The organism is Micromonospora sp. NPDC049366, assembly GCF_044466625.1.
GTDB lineage: Bacteria > Actinomycetota > Actinomycetes > Mycobacteriales > Micromonosporaceae > Micromonospora.
On record NZ_JBITMV010000007.1, the window covers coordinates 113,594 to 133,004 of the forward strand.

General features: G+C 74.9%; 16 protein-coding genes. 4 read left to right on the forward strand and 12 right to left on the reverse strand.

Annotated elements, in window-relative coordinates; genetic code table 11:
- Window positions 1–3: 3 nt before the first annotated feature.
- The 12 genes from ACIBTV_RS12520 to ACIBTV_RS12575 all read right to left on the reverse strand — a co-directional run bounded on the left by ACIBTV_RS12520 (window position 4) and on the right by ACIBTV_RS12575 (window position 15,351).
- Window positions 4–825, reverse strand: coding sequence for an HpcH/HpaI aldolase/citrate lyase family protein (locus tag ACIBTV_RS12520; RefSeq protein WP_396704173.1), 822 nt, complete (start codon window positions 823–825; stop codon window positions 4–6).
- The gene (locus ACIBTV_RS12525; protein ID WP_396704175.1) at window positions 825–2,027 is read right to left on the reverse strand and encodes a CaiB/BaiF CoA transferase family protein; all 1,203 of its coding nucleotides are present in this window, start codon (window positions 2,025–2,027) and stop codon (window positions 825–827) included. Before ACIBTV_RS12525 ends, ACIBTV_RS12520 begins: the two co-directional genes overlap by 1 nt.
- Window positions 2,024–4,186, reverse strand: a complete 2,163-nt coding sequence (locus ACIBTV_RS12530) for an alpha/beta hydrolase (RefSeq protein ID WP_396704177.1) — start codon at window positions 4,184–4,186, stop codon at window positions 2,024–2,026. The genes ACIBTV_RS12525 and ACIBTV_RS12530 overlap by 4 nt, the downstream gene beginning before the upstream one ends.
- A 4-nt stretch (window positions 4,187–4,190) precedes the next feature.
- Window positions 4,191–6,140 (reverse strand): SUMF1/EgtB/PvdO family nonheme iron enzyme, encoded by a 1,950-nt coding sequence (locus ACIBTV_RS12535; protein WP_396704179.1) that lies wholly within the window; start codon window positions 6,138–6,140, stop codon window positions 4,191–4,193.
- Window positions 6,137–7,075: a ribokinase gene (locus ACIBTV_RS12540; RefSeq protein WP_396704181.1), complete on the reverse strand. Its 939-nt coding sequence runs from the start codon at window positions 7,073–7,075 to the stop codon at window positions 6,137–6,139. The genes ACIBTV_RS12535 and ACIBTV_RS12540 overlap by 4 nt, the downstream gene beginning before the upstream one ends.
- 28 nt (window positions 7,076–7,103) lie before the next feature.
- Window positions 7,104–8,456: an ADP-ribosylglycohydrolase family protein gene (locus ACIBTV_RS12545; protein ID WP_396704183.1), complete on the reverse strand. Its 1,353-nt coding sequence runs from the start codon at window positions 8,454–8,456 to the stop codon at window positions 7,104–7,106.
- Window positions 8,453–9,616 (reverse strand): ADP-ribosylglycohydrolase family protein, encoded by a 1,164-nt coding sequence (locus ACIBTV_RS12550; RefSeq protein ID WP_396704185.1) that lies wholly within the window; start codon window positions 9,614–9,616, stop codon window positions 8,453–8,455. Before ACIBTV_RS12550 ends, ACIBTV_RS12545 begins: the two co-directional genes overlap by 4 nt.
- A 4-nt stretch (window positions 9,617–9,620) precedes the next feature.
- The gene (locus ACIBTV_RS12555) at window positions 9,621–10,910 is read right to left on the reverse strand and encodes an ABC transporter substrate-binding protein (RefSeq protein ID WP_396704186.1); all 1,290 of its coding nucleotides are present in this window, start codon (window positions 10,908–10,910) and stop codon (window positions 9,621–9,623) included.
- 36 nt (window positions 10,911–10,946) lie between these two features.
- On the reverse strand, window positions 10,947–11,786 hold the full coding sequence (locus ACIBTV_RS12560) for a carbohydrate ABC transporter permease (protein WP_396704188.1): 840 nt from the start codon (window positions 11,784–11,786) through the stop codon (window positions 10,947–10,949).
- 55 nt (window positions 11,787–11,841) lie between these two features.
- Window positions 11,842–12,777 carry a carbohydrate ABC transporter permease gene (locus ACIBTV_RS12565; protein WP_396704190.1) on the reverse strand — a complete coding sequence of 312 codons (936 nt, stop codon included), beginning with the start codon at window positions 12,775–12,777 and terminating at the stop codon, window positions 11,842–11,844.
- Window positions 12,774–13,970 (reverse strand): LacI family DNA-binding transcriptional regulator, encoded by a 1,197-nt coding sequence (locus ACIBTV_RS12570; RefSeq protein WP_396704192.1) that lies wholly within the window; start codon window positions 13,968–13,970, stop codon window positions 12,774–12,776. Before ACIBTV_RS12570 ends, ACIBTV_RS12565 begins: the two co-directional genes overlap by 4 nt.
- Before the next feature lie 664 nt (window positions 13,971–14,634).
- Window positions 14,635–15,351 (reverse strand): hypothetical protein, encoded by a 717-nt coding sequence (locus ACIBTV_RS12575; protein ID WP_396704194.1) that lies wholly within the window; start codon window positions 15,349–15,351, stop codon window positions 14,635–14,637.
- Between the two features lie 203 nt (window positions 15,352–15,554).
- Between ACIBTV_RS12575 and ACIBTV_RS12580 the strand changes: the two genes are divergently transcribed.
- The 4 genes from ACIBTV_RS12580 (at window position 15,555) to ACIBTV_RS12595 (ending at window position 19,273) form a co-directional block, all read left to right on the forward strand.
- Window positions 15,555–16,151, forward strand: coding sequence for a hypothetical protein (locus tag ACIBTV_RS12580; protein ID WP_396704196.1), 597 nt, complete (start codon window positions 15,555–15,557; stop codon window positions 16,149–16,151).
- Window positions 16,152–16,249: 98 nt separating this feature from the next.
- Window positions 16,250–16,930, forward strand: a complete 681-nt coding sequence (locus ACIBTV_RS12585; RefSeq protein ID WP_396704198.1) for a response regulator — start codon at window positions 16,250–16,252, stop codon at window positions 16,928–16,930.
- Between the two features lie 10 nt (window positions 16,931–16,940).
- Window positions 16,941–18,383 carry an ATP-binding protein gene (locus tag ACIBTV_RS12590; protein ID WP_396704199.1) on the forward strand — a complete coding sequence of 481 codons (1,443 nt, stop codon included), beginning with the start codon at window positions 16,941–16,943 and terminating at the stop codon, window positions 18,381–18,383.
- Window positions 18,380–19,273: a Gmad2 immunoglobulin-like domain-containing protein gene (locus tag ACIBTV_RS12595; protein WP_396704201.1), complete on the forward strand. Its 894-nt coding sequence runs from the start codon at window positions 18,380–18,382 to the stop codon at window positions 19,271–19,273. The genes ACIBTV_RS12590 and ACIBTV_RS12595 overlap by 4 nt, the downstream gene beginning before the upstream one ends.
- Window positions 19,274–19,411: the final 138 nt, after the last annotated feature.

Sequence of the window (19,411 nt, forward strand, 5' to 3'; positions counted from 1 at the left end):
CGGTCACCCGTCGTAGCGGGCGGCCAGGTCCACGACACGTCGGGCGGCGGCGACCATCGCCCGGTCGGCGAAGCGCCCGTCGGGCAGCACCACCGTCCCGGAGTCCCGGCGCTCGGCCTCGGCCACGGCGGCGAGCAGCTCCGCCGCGCGGGTCACCTCCCGCTCGGCGGGACGGAACGCCGCCACGATCACGGGCAGTTGACGCGGGTGGATCGCCGTACGGCCGAGGAAGCCCAGCCGTCGGCCCACCGCGCACGAGGCGGCGAGACCGTCGGTGTCGGCGACGTCGGCGTACACCGACATGGCGGGCGGGGGCAGACCGGCCGCGCGGGCCGCGACCACGACGCGGCCCCGCGCCCACAGCAGGCCGTCGTCGTCGCTGACGCCGAGGTCGGAGCGGAGGTCGGCCTCGCCGAGCCCGATGGAGGCGACCGCCGGGTGGGCGGACGCGACGGCGTACGCGGCCTCCACCCCGAGCGCCGACTCGACCAGCGGGTGCAGGGGCGCGTCGACCCGGGCGGCGAGCCCGGCCACCGTGGCGGCGGACTCGACCTTCGGCAGCCGCAACCCGTCCAGCCCGGGTCGGCCGGCGACCGCAGCCAGGTCGGCGTCGACGTCCGGCCCGGTCAGCTCGTTGACCCGCACTTGCACGGGCACCGGGTGCGGCTCGGCGAGGAAGTCGGCGACGGCGTCGCGCGCGTACGCCTTCCGGCCGGCGACGACCGCGTCCTCCAGGTCGAGAATGACCGCGTCGGCGCCGGACGCGACGGCCTTGGCGAACCGGTCCGGCCGGTCACCGGGCACGTAGAGCCAGGTGAGCCGCATCAGACGACACCCCGCTCGCGCAGCGCGGCCAGTTCGTCGGCGGTCAGCCCGAGCGCCCCGAACACGGCGTCGGTGTCCTGCCCGTGCCGCCGCCCGGCGTGCCGGATCTCGCCCGGTGTCTCGGAGAGCCGGAACGGCACGTTCTGCATCCGCACCTCGCCCAGCTCCTCGTCGGGGACGGTCCGGACGGTGCCGAGCGCCGCGTACTGCGGGTCGGCGAGGATGTCCCGCACGTCGTAGACCGGGGCGACGGCGGCCTGCGCCGCCTCGAACGCGGCCACCACCTCGTCCCGGTCCCGCTGCGCCACCCAGGCGCCCACCGCGGCGTCCAGCTCGTCGGCGTGGGCGGCGCGGCCGCTGCCGGTGGCGAACCACGGTTCGTCGACCAGCTCGGGTCGGCCGACCAGCCGCAGCACCCGTTCGGCGATGCTCTGCGCGCTGGTGGACACGGCCACCCAGCGCCCGTCCGCGCACCGGTAGGTGTTGCGGGGGGCGTTGTTGTTGGACCGGTTGCCGAGCCGGGGCTGCACGTAGCCGAGCTGGTCGTACCAGGTGATCTGCGGGCCGAGCATCGCCATGATCGGTTCGATGATGGCGAGGTCGACCACCTGGCCCGCGCCGGTGAGGTCGCGGGAGCGCAGGGCGAGCATCACCGCGTACGCGGTGGCGAGCGCGGTGACCGAGTCGGCCAGCCCGAACGGGGGCAGGGTCGGCGGGCCGTCCGGTTCGCCGGTGGCCGCCGCGAAGCCGCTCATCGCCTCGGCGAGCGTCCCGAAGCCGGGCCGGCGGGCGTACGGGCCGACCTGCCCGAACCCGCTGATCCGGGCGATCACCAGCCGGGGGTTGACGGCGTGCAGCTCGGCGGGGCCGAGCCCCCAGCGTTCGAGGGTGCCGGGGCGGAAGTTCTCCACCAGCACGTCGGCGTCGGTGAGCAGCCGGCGCAGCAGCGCCGCGCCGTCGGGGTCGGAGAGGTTGAGGGTGACGGTCCGCTTGTTGCGGCCGAGCACCTTCCACCAGAGCCCGACGCCGTCCTTCGCCGGGCCGTGCCCCCGGGACGGGTCCGGCTTCGCCGGGTGCTCCACCTTCACCACGTCGGCGCCGAAGTCGCCGAGGAACGCGGCCGCGAGCGGCCCGGCGAACAGCGTCGCCAGGTCGACCACCTTCACCCCGTCGAGCGGGCCACGGCCCGCCCCGGGCGTCACGGCGTCCCCTTCGTGGGGTCGACCGCCGCGAGGAACACGTCGCCGTTGCCGAGCGTCCCACCGCCCACCGGCGCGCCGGCGGTGAGCCCGCTGACCCGCAGCCGGCCGTCGATGCCGAGGGTGGCGTACACGTTCTCCTCGCCGAACGCGTCGGCCGCGTCGTCGCGGGCGGAGCCGTACTGGGCGACGCCCAGCTGCCGGCCCCGGGAGTCGAGCCGCAGGGTGAGCACGTCGGCGCCACCGACCGGCAGGCCGAGCCGGCTGGCGGTGAAGCCGACCACGACGACCGCACCGTCGGGCAGGGGCACGACGTCCGCGCCGGCGTCGGCACCCGCGCCGCCGGTGACGGTCCGCCACCGCTGCCGGCCCGCCGAGGTGTACGCGACGGTCAGCACGTCGGTGCCCCCGGCGGTGGCGTCGCCGCCGGTCGACCCGGTGGCCACCACCGTGCCGTCGGCGGTGATCGCGACCCCGCCGAGCAGGTCGTCGCCGGTCCCACCGACGGCGGTCACCCAGCCTCGGGTGCCGTTCGGGTCGAACCGGGCCAGCCAGCCGTCGCCGCCGCCGAGCCCGGTGGCGCCGGGCAACCCGGCCGACGTGCCGCCGGCCACGTACACGCCGTGCGCGTCGGCGGCGACGGCGTACGCCTTGTCCTCGCCGGGGCCGCCGAGTTGCCGGCTCCAGGCGATCCGGCCGTCCGGACCGACCCGAACTAGCACGGCGTCCTTGTCCCCGGCCGGGGTCTCCCCCGCGAACGAGCCGCTGGTGTAACCGGCCAGGTAGGCGCCGCCGTCGGGGGCCGGCGCGACCGCGTAGAAGCGGTCCGCCTTCGCGGGGTCACCGGCCTGGGCGAGCCAGGCGCGCTGCCCGGTGGCGGTCAACCGCGTCACGAAGGCGTCGTCGGCCGGGCTGCCCGGGTGCGCGCCATCGAGGTCGCCGCGGGTGTAGCCGGCCGTGATCACGCCGCCGTCGGCCAACGGCACCACCCCGTAGAGGCGGTCGTTGGCGGCGGTGCCGAACTGGGTCGTCCAGCGGGTGCCGCCGTCGGCGCCGAGCCGGGTCACCACCGCGTCCAGTCCACCGGCGTACGGCTGGCCGGCGACCGGGCCGGACGCCGCGTAGCCGAGGGTGGTGGCCCCGTCCGGGTGGGCGGCGACACCGCCGGCCCAGTCGGCCCCGGCGGTGCCGTGCAGCGGCCCGGGCAGCCCGGCCGGCGGGTTGACGCTCAGCGTGCCGGCGAGGTGCTTCAGCCCGTCCACGAAGGCCGGTCGCCAGACGTCCCAGTCGTGTCCCCCGTCGAGCACCCGGAACTCGGCGGCCACCGCGTCGGCGCGGCGCACCGTGTTGTAGAGGGTGGCGGCCTCGTAGTCGAGGTCGTGGGCCGCGTCGGCCGGGTCCGGGTTGGCCCACTCGTCGTCGCCGACCGCGATGTACATCCGCACCGGCGACTCCGGATCCAGGCCGGGCAGCAGGGCCGGGTAGTTCAGCCGCTGGTACACCTCGTCGGAGAACCGCTGCGCACCGGAGCCGAACGCGCCGAATTCGCGGGCCGACGAGTCGGCGGGCGGCAGCGGCCGGTACACCGCCGGGCTGAGCACGAGCGCGTTGGCGAAGAGGTCGGCGTGGGCGAGGGCGTAGCGCAGGGCCCCGGCGCCGCCCATGGAGTAGCCGCCGACGAGCCGGGCGCCCCGGTGGGCGGCGGTGCGGTACGTGGCGTCGACGTGCGCCACCAGGTCCCGGGTCAGCGCGGTCTCCACCGGTTGTCCGGGGTCGTCGGCGCCGGTGTAGGCGGAGTCGACGTACCAGTTGCCCCGGCTGCTCCACGGCGCGTCGGGCAGCACGGCGATGACCGGCGGCACCTCGCCGTCGGCGATCATCCGGTCCAGATCGGCCTTCACCCGGGTCCACGCCTGCATGGTGTCGCCCCGTCCGTGCAGCAGGTAGAGCACGGGGTAGCGGCTGGTCGCCGCCGCGTAACCGTAGGGCAGGTAGACGGTGTAGTCGATGCTGCCGCCCAGCGCGGGGGACGGTGCGGTGGCCGTGGTGAGGGTGCCCTCCCGGGGCTTCTTCGCGTCGGCCACGCCCGGCACCGCGCCGGTCAGGCCCAGCGCCAGGAGCAGGGCGGCCACGCCGCCGCCGATCCGCCATCGTCTGCTCATCGGGTCACTCCTCGGGGGTGGGCAGGTCGGCCGCGCAGCGGAAGCCGACCTGGTCGGAGCGGGTGAGGCCGGCACCGGTGAGCAGCAGCTTCACCGACACGTCGGGGGGTTGGGGGCCGCCGTCGAGATACCAGTCGGAGCCTTCCGCCCGGTACGCGGCGCCGCCCTTGAGGATGGCGAAGCGGGTACGTCCGTCGGAGTGTTCGCTCTCGGTCAGGTTCCACACCAGGGGTTCCCGGCGGGCGAGCAGCCCCGCCTCGGCGGCCACCTGCCACTCGTCCTCGGTGGGCAGCCGCAGCCCGGCCCAGGCCGCGTACGCGCGCGCGTCGGCCAGCTCCACGCCGGTGACCGGGGCGTCGGCCGGCCCCTGACCGGCGGTGAACCGCTCGGGGCGTACCGGGCGGTAGCCGGTGGCGCGCAGGAACGCGGCGTACTCGCCGTGGGTGACCTCGTGGGTGGCGATGGCGAACCGGCCGAGCCGGGCGCTGCGCCGCAGCGTGGCGGTGTGGTGCAGCCGGGGCGGCAGCGGCTTCCACTCGTCGACGTACGGCGTCTCGCCGTACAGGCCGGTCTCCCGCACCCGGTGCCGGACGGTCAACTCCCGACGGCCGCCGTCGACGGCCACCAGGCCCGCCGGCACCTCGGTGCGCGGCGCCCACGGGGTGCGGACGCGCACCGCGGCGCGGGCCGGGAAGGACGGATCGCCGACCGGCGACTCGTGCCGTGCGACGGGCGCGTCGGTGGCGACGACGGCGGCGATGGCGCCGGCCGGCAGCGGACCGCCCACCGTCACCCGACCGTCGCCCGCCTCGGTGACGGTGAGGTCGGCGCCGGTGACCAGGTCGACGAAGCGCCGGCCCGGACGGGCGTCGGTGACCAGCCACGGCCCGTCGTGGTCGCCACCGCGGTTCACCACCGTCCACAGCGGCTCGCCGTCGTGGGTCCAGCGCGACGCGTACACCTGGCCGTCGCCGGGGTGGTCGGCGAGCGGGACCCAGTCCTCGGCGCGCAACCACGCGGCGTGGCCGGCCTGCACGCGGCGCATGGCCCGCAGCACCGCACGGTCCCGCTCGTTCCAGCCGACCCAGACGCCGAAGACGCTCTCCCAGACCAGCACACCCACGCCGTTGAGCCAGGCGGAGTGCAGCTCGTCCAGGTGGTCGCGGTGCCAACGCCGGGTGTGGTGCAGCACGTGCCGGCGCTCGAACCACTTGGCCCGCAGCACGCCGGGCACGTCGGAGTCGGCGAACCACTGCGCCCAGGACATCGCGTGGTCGGCGATCCGGGCCAACGGCACGCGGCTCTCGCCCTCCAGGACCATCCCCGGGCGTACGGCGTCGAGCGCGGCCCGCAGCTCCCCGGCGCCCTCCTTCAGGGTGTCCAGGAAGACCCCGTCGACGCCGAGCTTGCCGGCCAGCGCCGCGACCTCCTCGGCGTCGCTGCCCGCCTCGCGCCGGGTGCCGGTGTCCCAGGGGTTGTAGTCGACGAAGACGCGGACACCGCGCGCCTGGAACGCCCGCACCACCTCGGGCAACTCGGGGATGTCCCGGTACCAGTCGAACTGGTTGCGGTCGTCCAGGCCGATCACCGGGTACGCGTGCCAGAGCACCACCCCGTCGAAGCCGCCGAAGTCCCGAGCGGCGGCGTCGAGGAACTCCTCGACGGTGAAGACGCCCCGCTCGTGGTCGTAGAGCGCCTCGTCCCACAGCCAGGCGAGGCAGACGGTGAAGCAGTCGCCGGTGATCGCGTCGTAGTGCCGGCCGGTGTAGCCGGTGCGGGTCCGCGCGTCGGCGCGCCAGCGGGTCAGCTGCTCACGCCAGGCCGGCCAGTCGGCGGGGTCGTCCGGCGCGGCGAAGATCTTCGCCTCGTCCAGGGTGGACAGGTCGGGGTGCCCGCCGAGCGGCACCTCGGTCGGCCGGTCGATCGGTCGGGGCACGTACGGGTTGAAGCTCACGGGGTACCTCGGTAGGTCGCGTCGTGCAGGGCGTCGATGGCGGCCCGCTCGGGCAGGGCGGTGGACGCGCCGGGGCGCTGCGCACAGGCCGCGCCGGCGGCGCACGCCCAGCGCAGGCTCGCCGTGACGGTGTCCTCGTCGCGGGCGCCGCCGCGCTCGGCCCAGCCCACCGCGAACGCGCCGGTGAACGCGTCACCCGCCGCCGTGGTGTCCACCGCCGCGATGACCGGGGCGGGGACACTCAGCCGCAGGCCACGGCGGTCGGCGTACGCGGCGCCACGGGCGCCCAGCGTCAACACGACGCGGGGCACCAGCTCCAGCAGGGCGTCGAGCAGCTGCGCCGGATCGTCGGCGAAGACCCCGGCGACGATCGCCGCCTCGTGCTCGTTGACCACCAGCACGTCGACCAGGTCCAGCAGCTCGGCCGGCAGCGGCGCGGCCGGGGCCGCGTTGAGCACCACGGTGGTGCCCCCGGCGCGGGCCCAGTCGGCCGCGCGGACCACGGTGGGCAGCGGCACCTCCAGCTGCAGCAGCAGCACGTCGGCGCCGGCGATCGTCGCCCGGTCGTCGGCGTCGAGGTCGGTGAGGGCCGCGTTGGCGCCCGGGGCGACCACGATGAAGTTCTCCGCGGCCCGGTCCACCGCGATCAACGCGACACCGGAGGCGCCCGGCACCGTCCGCAGGCCCCGCACGTCCACCCCGGACCCGGCCAGGCTCGCCCGCAGCTGACCGCCGAAGTCGTCGTCGCCGACCGCGCCGACGAAGTCGCAGGCGGCACCGGCCCGGGCCGCGGCGACGGCCTGGTTGGCGCCCTTGCCACCGGGGACGGTGCGGAAGTTCTCGCCGAGCACCGTCTCGCCGGGCTTCGGCAGCTGCGGCGCCGTCACCACCAGGTCGAGGTTGGTGCTGCCGACCACCGCCACGCGTGCGCTCATGCTGTCCTCCCGTCCGTCCCTCGCCCGCTCACGACCCCGCCCCCGCTTCGGCCAGGGCCTGGGTCCGCCGCGCCAGCTCGTCGAAGCCGATCCCGTCGAAACCGGCGATGCTGCTGGCCAGCCGGTTGCGCAGCGGCGCGACCCAGCGCTCGGGCAGCGCCCGCGCCCCGGTGAGCGCGCCGGTGACCGCGCCGACGGTGGCCCCGGTCGAGTCGGTGTCCCATCCGCCGCTGACCACCGCCGTGATGGACCGTTCCAGGTCGCCCCGCCCGTACGCGAGGGCGGCGGCCACCAGTGCCGCGTTGTTGCGGACGTGCACCCAGTGCAGGTGGCCGTGCCGCGCGTACAGCTCGTCGACCACCCGCTCCCAGTCGTCGGCGCCGGCGCCGAGGGCGCGCGCCTCCCGGACGGTGGCGGCGAAGCGGCTGCGCGGCGGCAGCACCGCCTCGGCCGCGTCCAGCACCTCGTCGACGTCGGCGGCGACCGGCGCGGCGGCGGCCAGGGCGGCGGCCCACAGCGCGCCGTGCACCCCACCCCGGACGTGGCTGACGACGGCGTCGCGCCAGGCCAGCTCGGCGGCGCGGCCGGGGCGGCCGGGGTTGACCCACCCGTACACGTCGGTGCGGATCTGCGCGCCGATCCACTCGCGGAACGGGTTGTGCCGTCGGGCGCTCTCCGGTGGCGGGTAGCCGAGCAGCAGGTTCCGGTACGCCACCCGCTCGGCGGTGAAGACCCGCCCGCCGGGCAGCCAGTCCAGCCACAGCTGCGCCACGTCGGCGCTGGTGAAGTCCCGCCCGCGGGTCTCCAGGACGCGCAGCGCCAGCAGCGCGTAGTTCAGGTCGTCGTCCTCGGGCATGCCCGCGATGTTCTCGGCGAGGCTGGTCGGCGCGCTGCGCCGGTTCCACGGCCAGCGGGCCGCGACGTCCTCCGGCAGCCCCTTCGCGGTGAACCAGTCGCGCAGCGGCCACCGACCCGTCGCGGTGAGGATCTCGCGGATCCCCTCCCGGGGGATCTTCTCCACCGGCTTGCCGAGCAGGCAGCCGACCGCGCGGCCCAGCCAGGCGCCGTGCAGCCGGTCGTAGGACACGTCGGTCGGCAGCGCCCAGGCCGCCGGCCAGGTGGCCCGCAGCGCATCCAGGTCGTCCGGTTCGTCGTCGGCACGGGCGGGGGGCAGCGCGTCGGCGGCGTCCAGCAGCTCGGTGGCGAGCATCCGCAGCCACGGGGTGGCCGGCGTCGCCGACGCCCCGCTGACCGGCGGGGTGGGGTCGCCGCCGGCCGCCGTCCACCGCCGGGCGAGGTCGGCCACGTCGCGTCCCTCGTCCCGGCTGGCCGCCAACTCGTGCGGGAGCAGGTCCTCCGGCTGGACCCAGGTGATCCTCACCGGGCCGGCTCCCGGTCCTCCGCACCGGCGGCCAGGCCGGCGAAGCGCTCCGCGCGGCGGGCGAACCGGGCGCGGTCGCGGTCGAAGACCTCGGTGGCGACCTCCGCGAGGACGCGCGCCGGCTCCACCAGGTCGGTACGCGACGCGCTGGCCACCGCCTCGGACCACTCGGTCGGCACCGCCGCGGCACCGCCCAGCGCCCCGGCGATCGCGCCGGCCATCGTGGCGGTGGAGTCGGCGTCCCGGCCGTAGTTCACCGCGCCGAGCACCGCCGGGCGGAACTCGCCGCCGGCCACCACGAGCATGCCGATGGCCACCGGCAGCTCCTCGATGGCGTGCAACCGGCTGGGCCGGCGCGCACCCAGCCCCGGGCTGCGGTACTCCTCCCCCACCGTGTCGTAGGGGGCGACCGCGGCCCGCAGCGCGGGGATCGCGGTCTTCCAGTCGTGGTGCCCGCGGGCCTCCTTGACCACCGCGTCGATGGCCGCCCGGGTGCCGTCGCGGGCCAGGTCCAGCGTCGCCGTGACCACGTCCTCGGCGCCCGCGCCCGGGGTGGCGGCGGCGGCGACCGCGGCGGCGAACACCGCCGCGGCCTCCCGCCCGTAGCTGTGCTGGTGCGCCCCGGCGACCTCCACCGCCTCGGCGTACGCACCGGCCGGGTCGCCCGCGTTGACGATGCCGACCGGTGCCATGTACATGGCCGCGCCGCAGTTCACGATGTTGCCCACCCCGGCCTCACGCGGGTCCGCGTGGGCGTGGTGCAGGCGGGTGACCAGCCACCGCTCGGCGGCCGCGAGCCGGTGGAAGGTCACCCCCTCCCGCTCCAGGTCGGGGATGTAGACCACCCGCTCGATGAGGTCGGGGACGAGCAGATCCACCACGTCGTACGCGTCGAGGTGGTCCCGCTTGGCCGCGTAGGCCCGGACCAGGGCGTGGGTCATCAACGTGTCGTCGGTGATGTGCCCGTCGCCCTTGTGGTACGGCGCGAGTGGCCGCGCGGTGGCCCAGTCCGCGTGGTACGGGGGCACGATGCCCTCGACCCAGCCGCCGAACCGGGAGCGGATCTGCTCCGGCAGCGCCGTCTCGGTGGCGCCCCCGAGGGCGTCCCCCACCGCGGCGCCGACGAGGCAACCGACCGAAGTGTCGAGCAAGAGTGACATTGTTCTACCTCAGAACCTGCTTGCCACCGTCGACCAGCTGCGTGGCGAGCTGGTCCAGGGTGATCTTGTTGGCGAAGTACTGCTGGAGGGCCGGGGTGGCGTACTTGGTCTTCCACTCCGGGTAGCCGTCGGCCATCTGGAACGGGGCGACGGTCAGATCCTGGGCGCTGTCCGCGGCCACGTCCCAGCCCTGCTTGCCGCCGGTGAGCTTCACCAACTCCTCGTTGGCCTGCTTACCGGTCGGGACGAGCCAGTCACCCTTGGCCAGGGTGGCCATGTTGGTCGGGTTCAGGAAGTACTCGAGGAACTGCGCGGCCTGCTTCTTGTGCTTCGAGTCCGCCGAGACGGACAGCGTCTGCGGGTTCGCCGCCTGCTTGGCGGAGAGCCCCTTGACCGGCGGGAGGGTGACCCACTCGAAGCCGGCGGGCGCCTGCTCGACCATCTGCTGACGCAGCGAGACCGAGCCGGGCAGCATCGCGTACTTGCCACCGAAGAAGCCGGGCAGGGTGTCCGCGCCGCTCATGCCGAGCGCCTCCGGGGAGGCGGACTTCGACGTGTAGATCATGTCGTGGATCCGCTTCGGGATCTCCTTCTCCGGGTCACCGACCTTCACCTCGGTGCGGCCGCCGTCGGTGTAGAAGAACTTCCCGTCGTAGTTGAGCGCCAGGTTCAACACCCGGTTGGTCGGGGACTTCAACGCCCACGCCACGCCGAACTGGCCGGGCTTGGTGAGCTTCTGCGCGTTGGCCTGGAACTCGTCCCAGGTCCAGCCGCCGTCGGCCGGCGGCACCGCGACACCGGCGGCGTCGAGCAGCTTCTTGTTGGCGATGACGACCTGCGACTCCAGCAGGAACGGCACACCGCTGACCTTGCCGTCGTACGTGACGGTGTCCCAGACGCCCTGGTCGATCTGACCCTTCAGGTCGTTCGAGATCAGCCCGGACAGGTCGGCCAGGTAGCCCTGCTTGGCGAACTCGCCGATCGCCGACGCCTCGTAGTGCACGATGTCCGGCGCGTCGCCGCCCTCGAACGAGGTCAGCAGCTGGTCGTGCACCGAGTTCCAGTCACCCTGGACGTACTCGACCTGGATGTCCGGGTGCTCGGCGTTCCACTTGGCGACCAGGTCCTTGTTGGCCTGCAGCGACTCCTTCTGCCAGGCGAGGCTGAGGAAGCGCAGCTTGACCGGACCGGAGGTGGCCTCGTCGTCGCCGCCACCGCAGGCGGCGAGCGCGCCGAGGCCGACGACCGCGACCGCGGTGGCCGCGGCGAGTCGACGGAATCGGGTACGGAGCATGGGGGAAACCCTCCTTGGTGGTGGTTGGGGGACGGTTCAGCCCTTGACCGCGCCGGCGAGCGACCCGGACGAGAGCCGGCGTTGCATGAACGCGAAGAAGATCAGGCTGGGCAGCGTGGCCAGCAGTGAACCGGCGGCCAGCGGCCCGAGGCGGGCGGTGCCCTCGATGCCGACGAACCGGGCCAGCGCGACCGGGAGGGTCGCCAGCTCCGGCGTCTTGATCAGCACCAGGGCGAAGAAGAACTCGTTCCACGCCGAGATGAAGGAGAACAGCGCGGTCGCGACCAGGCCGGGGGCGAGCAGTGGGAACACCACCCGACGCAGCACCTGCACGCGGGTCGCGCCGTCGACCGAGGCCGCCTCCTCCAGCTCCCGCGGGATGTTGCGGACGAAACCCTGGAGCATCCAGAGCGCGAACGGCAGCGCCCAGACCACGTAGATCAGCACCAGCCCGGCGTGCGTGTTGGCCAGGCCGACCTGCCGCAGCACCAGGAAGATCGGGATGATCAGGAGCACGAACGGGAACAGCTGGGACAGCAGCACCCAGCCGAGCGCGGCGGTGCCGAGCTTCGAGCGGAACCGCGCCAGGGCGTACGACGCGGGCATGGCGACCAGGACGGTCAGCACCGCCGAGGCGAGCGAGACCTGGAGGCTGTTCCACGCCGCCCGGCCCAGCTCCTGCTCGGTGAACGCCTGCACGAAGTTCTGCACGGTCGGGTTGTCGGGGATCAGCGTCGGGTGCAGCCGCACCAGCTCGCGCGGCGGTTTGAACGCCGTGGAGACGAGCCAGACCAGCGGGAACCCGAGGAAGACCAGGTAGCCGGCGAGCGCGACGTACTGCAACGTCCGCCCGGTGCGGCTCGGCTTTCCGAACATCACTGCCCTCCGTTCGGGACTGCGGGGCTCGCCAGCTCACTCCTCGCACCGACCATCAGTTGGCCTCCCTCAACCGGCGGCGGAGATAGACGGCGAGCAGCGCGACGATGATCACGACCATGACGTTGCCGAGTGCGGCGGCGTAGCCGTAGTTGCCGTAGCGGAACGCCTCCTCGTACGCGAAGAGCATCGGCAGCATGGTCTTGCCGCCCGGTCCACCGGCGGTCAGCACGTAGACCAGGCCGAACGAGTTGAAGTTCCAGATGAAGTCGAGGGACGTGATCGCCACGATCACGGGCGCCAGGGCGGGCAGGGTCACGTGCCGGAACCGGTGCCAGGTGCTGGCGCCGTCCACGGCCGCCGCCTCGTGCAACTCGCGGGCCACGCCCTGGAGGCCGGCCAGCAGCACCACGGTGGTCTGCGGCATGCCGGCCCACACGCCGACGATGATCACGGCGGGCAGCGCGGTGCTGAAGTCGCCCAGCCAGTTCGTCCGCAGGCCGTCCGCGCCGATCCGGTGGAAGAACTCGTTGAGCAGGCCCGCGTCCGGGTGGTAGACGAGCTTCCAGAGGATGCCGACCACGACCGGCGGCATCGCCCACGGCACCACGGCCAGCACCCGCGCCACGCCGCGGAACCGCAGCTGCTGGTTGAGCAGCAGCGCGAGCCCGAGGGCCAGCACGAACTGGAGCACGGTCACGCCGAACGCCCAGAGCAGACCGATCTTGAAGGAGTTCCAGAACAGCTCGTCGTGGAGCAGCTCGCGGTAGTTCTCCAGACCGGTGAACGAGACGTCGACGTTGCGGCCGGCGCGCGCGTCGGTGAAGCCCAGGTAGATGCCGCGCAGCAGCGGGAAGACCGACAGCACCAGGATCGGCAGCAGCGAGGGCAGCAGCAACAGGTAGATGGCGGTGCGGTCGGAGCGGGACCGCGTCGGGCGGCGGGACTTCCCGGCCCGCTCGACGTCCGGCCGCTCGGCCAGCGTGGTCATGGCGTCGCCCCTTCGCTGGACGGGTGGGAGGGCGCCGCTTCGGCACCCAGGTCGGCGGTGCGCGCGCCTTCCGGGCCGGTGCTGCCGGCGGTGCTCACGCTCTCCGGGCCGGTGCTGCCGGCGGTGCTCGCGCTCTCCGGGTCCGTGGCGGTCCGGGGCGCCGGCGGGGTCGCCCGGCTGGAGGCGCGGACGACGAGGTGTGGTGGGACCTGCTCGCGGCGCGGCGGCAGGGTCGGGTCCGCGATGCGCTCCAGGAGCAGCTCGGCGGCCCGGCGACCACGCTCGGCCGAGCCGAGCGAGACGCTGGAGAGCTGGGGGAACATCATTCGCGCGAGGTCGGTGTCGTCCATGCCGACCAGGGCGACGTCCTCGGGCACCCGGCGGCCGGCGGCCAGCAGGGCGTGCAGCGCGCCGACCGCGATCAGGTCGTTGGCACAGACCAGGGCGTCCGGTTCGGTGCGGGCGAGCAGTCGTTCGGTGGCGGCCCGGCCGGCCGCGTACTGGAAGTCGCCGACCTCGACCAGATGCGCCTCGAGGGCGATGCCGTGCCCGGCCAGCGCCGCGCGGAAACCGGCGTCACGGGCGGTGCCCGGCACGGTGTCGAGCGGACCGTTGACGAAGCCGATCCGGCGCCGGCCACCGGCGACGAGGTGGTCGACGGCGAGCGCCACACCGTGGCGGGAGTCGGTACGGACGTTGTCCACCGGCGCGTCCGCGCCGAGCTGGCCGACCACCACCACCGGCACCGGGCTGTCCACCAGCGCGGCGAGGTGATCGTCGGTGACCCGGATCGGCGACACGATCATGCCGTCGACGTAACGGTTCGCCAGCCGGCGCAGCAGCGCCGTCTCGTTGTCGATACGTCCGCCGGTGGCGTGCACGAGCAGTTGACGGCCGGACGACGCGACCACCGACTCGATGGCCCGCATCATCGCCACGTAGACCGGGTTGCCGATGTCCTCGACGGCGAGCGCGATCAGGCCGGTGCGCTGGGACTGCAGCGAGCGGGCGATCGCGTTCGGCACGTACCCGACCTCGGCGGCCGCGGCGCGCACCTTGCGGATGGTCTCCGGGCTGCCGCCGACGCCGTTGAGCACGCGCGAGGCGGACGCGATCGACACGCCGGCGCGAGCCGCGACGGTGTGGACGGTGGGTCGCCCGTCCGCCGGTTCCTGTAAACGTTTACGGCCCACACCAGCACCTCCGCCCGATCGGTTGTAAACGTTTCCGGGAGTCTGCGCCGTGATTGACGAAGAGGTCAAGGGCTCGTTACGAAAACGTTTCCAACCACCGCCCGCCCCCGCGAACCCCCGCCCGCTCACGCCCGCACCACCGCCGCGCGCCCCGCCTCGCGCCCCGCCGCGCGCCCCGCCTCGACGCGCGTTGATCAGGAGATTTGCGTCAGGATCCGGCTCCGGGTGGACGCAAACCTCTGATCACCGTGGGCGGTTCCCGGAGGGCGTTGTGGGCGTGTCTCGGCTAGGGGCGGTCTCGCGAATGAGCGCGATGACTGAGAGGCATATTTATGCCTCTCGGTCATCGGGCTCATCGGCGGGAGTGCCACCTCAGGTCGTCACGCAGAGTAGAGGCCTCCGACGAGTCGTGGGGCAAGGGACCCGGGCCCGGTCGGCCGGCGCCGGCGCCGGGGCCAGGCCAGGGCTGGGCTGAGTTAGGCCAGGGTTGGGTTAGGCCAGGGCGGGCTGGGCTAGGCCAAGGCTGGGCTGGGCCAGGGCTCGGGCTGAGGCCAGGACCAGGCTCGGACCAGGACCAGGCTGGGACCAGGCATGGGGGACGGGACTCGCGCCTGGCTGGGGACGGGCCGGGTCCCGTCGAGGCCGGGTCGGGTCGGGGCGGGGCTCAGGATCCGCGTTCGCGCTCCTGGGCGAGCCGCTCGTCGAGACGGCCCAGCTCGTAGATCGCGTTCAGGTTGGTGGGCAGCCGGGTCACGTTGTCGCCGGTGACGTCCAACGCGGTGGGGGCCACCGGCCCTCCGGCCACGGGAGCCGCGGCGACCGCCGGCGCGGGCCGCCCCCGGCGTCGGCGGACGAGCAGCATGATCTGGACCGCCAGCACGGCGACGCCGAGCCCGATCATGGTGATCCGGAACAGCGCGTCGTCGTTGACGGCCGTGGGCGCGGCGAGCCCGTCCGGGCCGGTCGGCGCGGGGGCCCGCCCGTCGGGCGCCGGGGGCACGGGCACCCCGACCGCCGGGTCGTCGGTGTCGCTCCAGGACCCGACGCGGGCCGGGACGCCACCCCGCGCTCCCGGCGTTCCCGCCGTCGCTGCGCCCGTGGGCGCGCCCGGCGCCACGCCACCCGGGGCGACCGGCGCGCCCGTCGCGGGCACGCCGGTTTCGGGGATCGACGTGGCCGAGGGTCCCGGTCCGGGCGTGGTCGGCTCGACGCTGGGGCTGGTGGTCGACGAACCGCCGCCCAGGCCGAGCAGGCCGTCGACGACTTCGCCGAGGCCACCGAGTAGACCGGTCACCGGCCCGGGCGGTGCCGACGGGGACGGCGACGGGGACGGCGCTGGAGCCAACGCGAGGGTCAGTGCGAGCGCGGCCACGGCAGGCATGGGTCACCTCTGCAGGTTCGAGATGTGAGGCACCGTACCGCACCGACCTGGAGACGAGGACGCCCCGGGAGGCGGGCGCGCCGTCGATGCTGTTACCCAGGCGTTACGGCACGGCGAAGCTGCTGCCGTGCGCAGTCTCCACCGTGGATCCCACCTCACCGGCGACGCGGCCGGACACCGGAACGGATTCAGGGGAGACGATGATGAGGATCAGGAGCGCACTGACGGCACTGGCCGTCCTGGCGGCCGGACTGGTGGCCGGGGCGGGCAGCGGCACCGCGGCCACCATCGGCACGGCCGGCGCGGCTCGCGCGGTGACCACCGGTTCGCCGTACTGCGGGATCACCTGGGGCAGCGGCGAGAAGACGGCCGGCACGCTGAGCAGCGCCCCGCTGATCGAGGTACGCACGGGCCGGCACGAGTGCCACGACCGGGTGGTGTTCGAGTTCGACGGGCCGGTCAGCGGTTACTCCGTCGGCTACGGCGAGACGTGGACCGAGGGTGAGGGGCTGCCGCTGTCGCCGTACACGGCGGGCGGCGCGCTGCTGCGGGTCTCCCTGCGGGCCCCGGCGTACGACGAGGCGCACGCGGCGACCGTGCCGTACCGAGTCGGTGAGCACGCCGCCACCGTGCTGCGGTACCAGACCCTGCGGGACGTGGTCTTCGGCGGCAGCTTCGAGGGCTACTCGACCTTCGCCCTCGGGGTGCGGGCCCGGCTGCCGTTCCGGGTGTTCGTGCTCGCCGGCCCCGGCACGCACAGCCGGATCGTGGTGGACGTGGCCCACCAGTGGCAGGAGTGAGGCCCCGCGTGGCCGAGGGCCCGGCGCCGGCCGGGCCCTCGGTGTCGTCCGTTGCGCCAGGACTGTCCACGCTCGCCCACCGTTACGCTGGTCGTGTCATGGACGGCCGCGTGCTGGTGGTCGAGGACGATGCCTCCATCAGGGAGGTCACCGCCCTCGGTCTGCGGCGGGCCGGGTTCCGGGTCAGCACCGCCGTCGACGGCCGGGAGGCGCTCGCGGTCTGGCGCGCGCGGCCGGTGGACCTGATCGTGCTCGACGTCATGCTGCCCGGGCTCGACGGCCTGGAGGTCTGCCGGGAGGTCCGCCGCAGCAGCCAGGTGCCGATCCTCATGCTCACCGCCCGCACCGACACCATCGACGTCGTCGTCGGCCTGGAGTGCGGCGCGGACGACTACCTGCGCAAGCCGTTCGACCTGCCGGAGCTGGTCGCGCGGGTGCGGGCCGTGCTGCGCCGGGCCACCGCGCCGACCGTACGGACCGTGCTCACCGTCGGCGACCTGGAGATCGACCCGGGCAGCTTCGTCGTCCGCCGGGGCGGGACGGAGCTGCCGCTGACCGCCACGGAGTTCCGCCTGCTGCTGGAGCTCGCCCGCCACCCCGGCCAGGTCTTCACCCGCGAGCTCCTGCTCGACCGGGTGTGGAGCCACACCTACCTCGGCGACTCCCGACTGGTCGACGTGGCCGTGCAGCGGCTCCGCGCGAAGATCGAGGACGACCCCGCCCACCCACGGCTGGTCCGCACCGTCCGCGGCGCCGGCTACAAGCTGACGACGTCGTGAGCGTGACACCGTGGGCGCGGACCGCGTACCCCCGGGCCGGCTCCGTCGGCGGCTGACCGTCGCGTTCGTCCTCGTCGCCGCGGTCTCCGCCGGGGTGCTCGCCGGCGGGTCGTACGCGCTGCTGCGGCAGGCCCGGCTGGACGCCTCGGTGCAGCAGGCCGCCGCCGACGCCCGCTACCAGCTCGTCCTCGCGGGACAGTTCCGGCCGTTGACCGACCAGCGGCGCGCCGAGCTGCTGCGCAGCTTCGAGGCCAGCGGCCGGCACGTCCTGCTGGCCGACGGGGACGGCGTGTCGGCGTCCAACGTGGCCTTCGCGCCGCCGCTGGGTCCGGCGCTGCGGGCCAGCGTCGCCTCCGGTCAGCTGGCGTACGAGCGCACCGCCCCGGCGGCCCGACCCCGCCTGCTGGTGGTCGGCGGTCGGATCCCCGCCGCCGACACCGAGCTGTACGTGGTGACCGTCGAGGAGGATCTGCTCGCCGACCTCGACCAGCTGCGCACCGCGCTGCTGGCCGGCTGGGCGCTCGTGGTGCTCGTCGCGGCCGGGATCGGGCACACCCTGGCCCGGCGCACCCTCGAACCCGTCGGCCGGGCCAGCCGCGCCGCGCGGGCCGTCGCGGAGGGCCTGCTCGCGACCCGCCTGCCGGTACGCGGGCGCGACGAGTTCAGCGACTGGGCCGCCTCGTTCAACGAGATGGCCGAGGCCCTGGAGGCGAAGATCGAGGCACTGTCGCAGGCGCAGGCCCGGGAGCGGCGGTTCACCGCGGACGTCGCCCACGAACTGCGTACGCCGGTGACCGCCCTGGTGGCCGCGGCGTCGCTGCTGCGCGACCACACCGACCAGCTCCCCGGCGACGCGCGACGCGCGGCCGAGCTGCTGGTCGCCGACGTGGTCCGGCTGCGCCGGCTGGTCGAGGACCTGATGGAGATCTCGCGCCTGGACGCGGGGCAGGAGCCCCTGGGGGTGCGCACGGTCGATCCGCTCGCCCTGCTGCACGCCCTGGTCGCGGCGCGCGGCTGGCGCGACCGGGTCGCCGTGGACGGCGTCGGCGTCGCGCTGCGCACCGACCCTCGGCGGCTGGAGCGGGTGCTGGCCAACCTGGTCGGCAACGCGGTCGAGCACGGCGGCGGCGAGATCCGGGCCACCGTCGAGCGGGCCGGACCGGACGTGGCCGTCGACGTGGTCGACCACGGGCCGGGCATACCCGCCGAGCACCTGTCGCGGCTCTTCGACCGGTTCTACAAGGTCGACCCGGCCCGCTCGGGTCGGGGCAGCGGCCTCGGCCTGGCGATCGCCCGGGAGAACGCCCGGCTGATCGGCGGCCGGCTCACCGTCCGCAGCGAGCCCGGCCTCGGCACCCGCTTCCGGATCACCCTGCCCGCCGCCCGCCCGCCGACACCCGACGGGGAAGCGTCGGGCGGGGTGCCGGCGACCCTTCCCGGGGAGGCGCGATGAGACGACGACTGGCCGCCGTCCTGCTGGCCGCCGCGTTGACGGCCGCCGCGTGTGCCCCGCCCCGCTCCGGCTCGCTGGGGCCGGCGCCGACCGCGGCCCCACCCTCGGCGGCCCCCACCCCGACCGCCCCCGTCACCGGCGTGACCTCGGCCGGCCCCGGCCCGGCCACGTCGGCTCCCGGCCCCGCGCCGACCACCTCGCCCCCCACCGGCGCGCCGACCGTCACCGTCACCCTCGAACTCTGGTTCGTGCGGGACGGGCGGTTGGCGCCGACCCGACGCACCCGCCCCGGCACCCCGGCCACCTCGCGGCTCGCCCTCACCGAACTCGCCGCCGGCCCCACCGCCGTCGAGTCGACCGCGGGCCTGACCACCCTGATCCCCGGCGACACCGAGCCCGTCGGGGTGGCCGGCGGCGTCGCGACCGTCCGGCTGGCGGCCGCGCCCGCGGCGACCCGACGCCTGCGGGAGGCGCAGGTTGTCTGGACCCTCACGCAGTTCCCGACCGTACGGCAGGTGCGGTTCGATTCGCCGGGCGCGGACGGGCCGGTCGACCGCGCCGACTACGCCGACCTCCTGCCACCCGTCGTGGTGACCAGCCCCGTCATCGGGCAGCGGATCACCAGTCCGTTGACCGTGACCGGCACCGCCGACGTGTTCGAGGCGACGGTCAGCGTCCGGCTCCTCGACGCCGGTGGCCGGGAGATCGCGACGACCTTCACCACCGCGAGCTGCGGCAGCGGCTGCCGGGGCGACTACCGGACCGCCCTCGGGTGGCGGGTCGCGGCCGAGCAGCGTGGCGCTCTGGAGGTGTACGAGGTGTCCGCGCGCGACGGCTCCCGGATCAACCCGGTCCGGGTGCCGGTGACCCTGCTTCCCGGCCGGGGCTGAGGCCGACGACCCCGTACGGGTGACGCACCGGGGAGCCGCGGCGTCGTTCTCGCAAGCCGCTGCGCGGGGTGAACGCCGCCAACTAGCGTCGAACGCGACATCGTTTCGCAGATCCCGCGCACCGCCCGCCATCGAGCC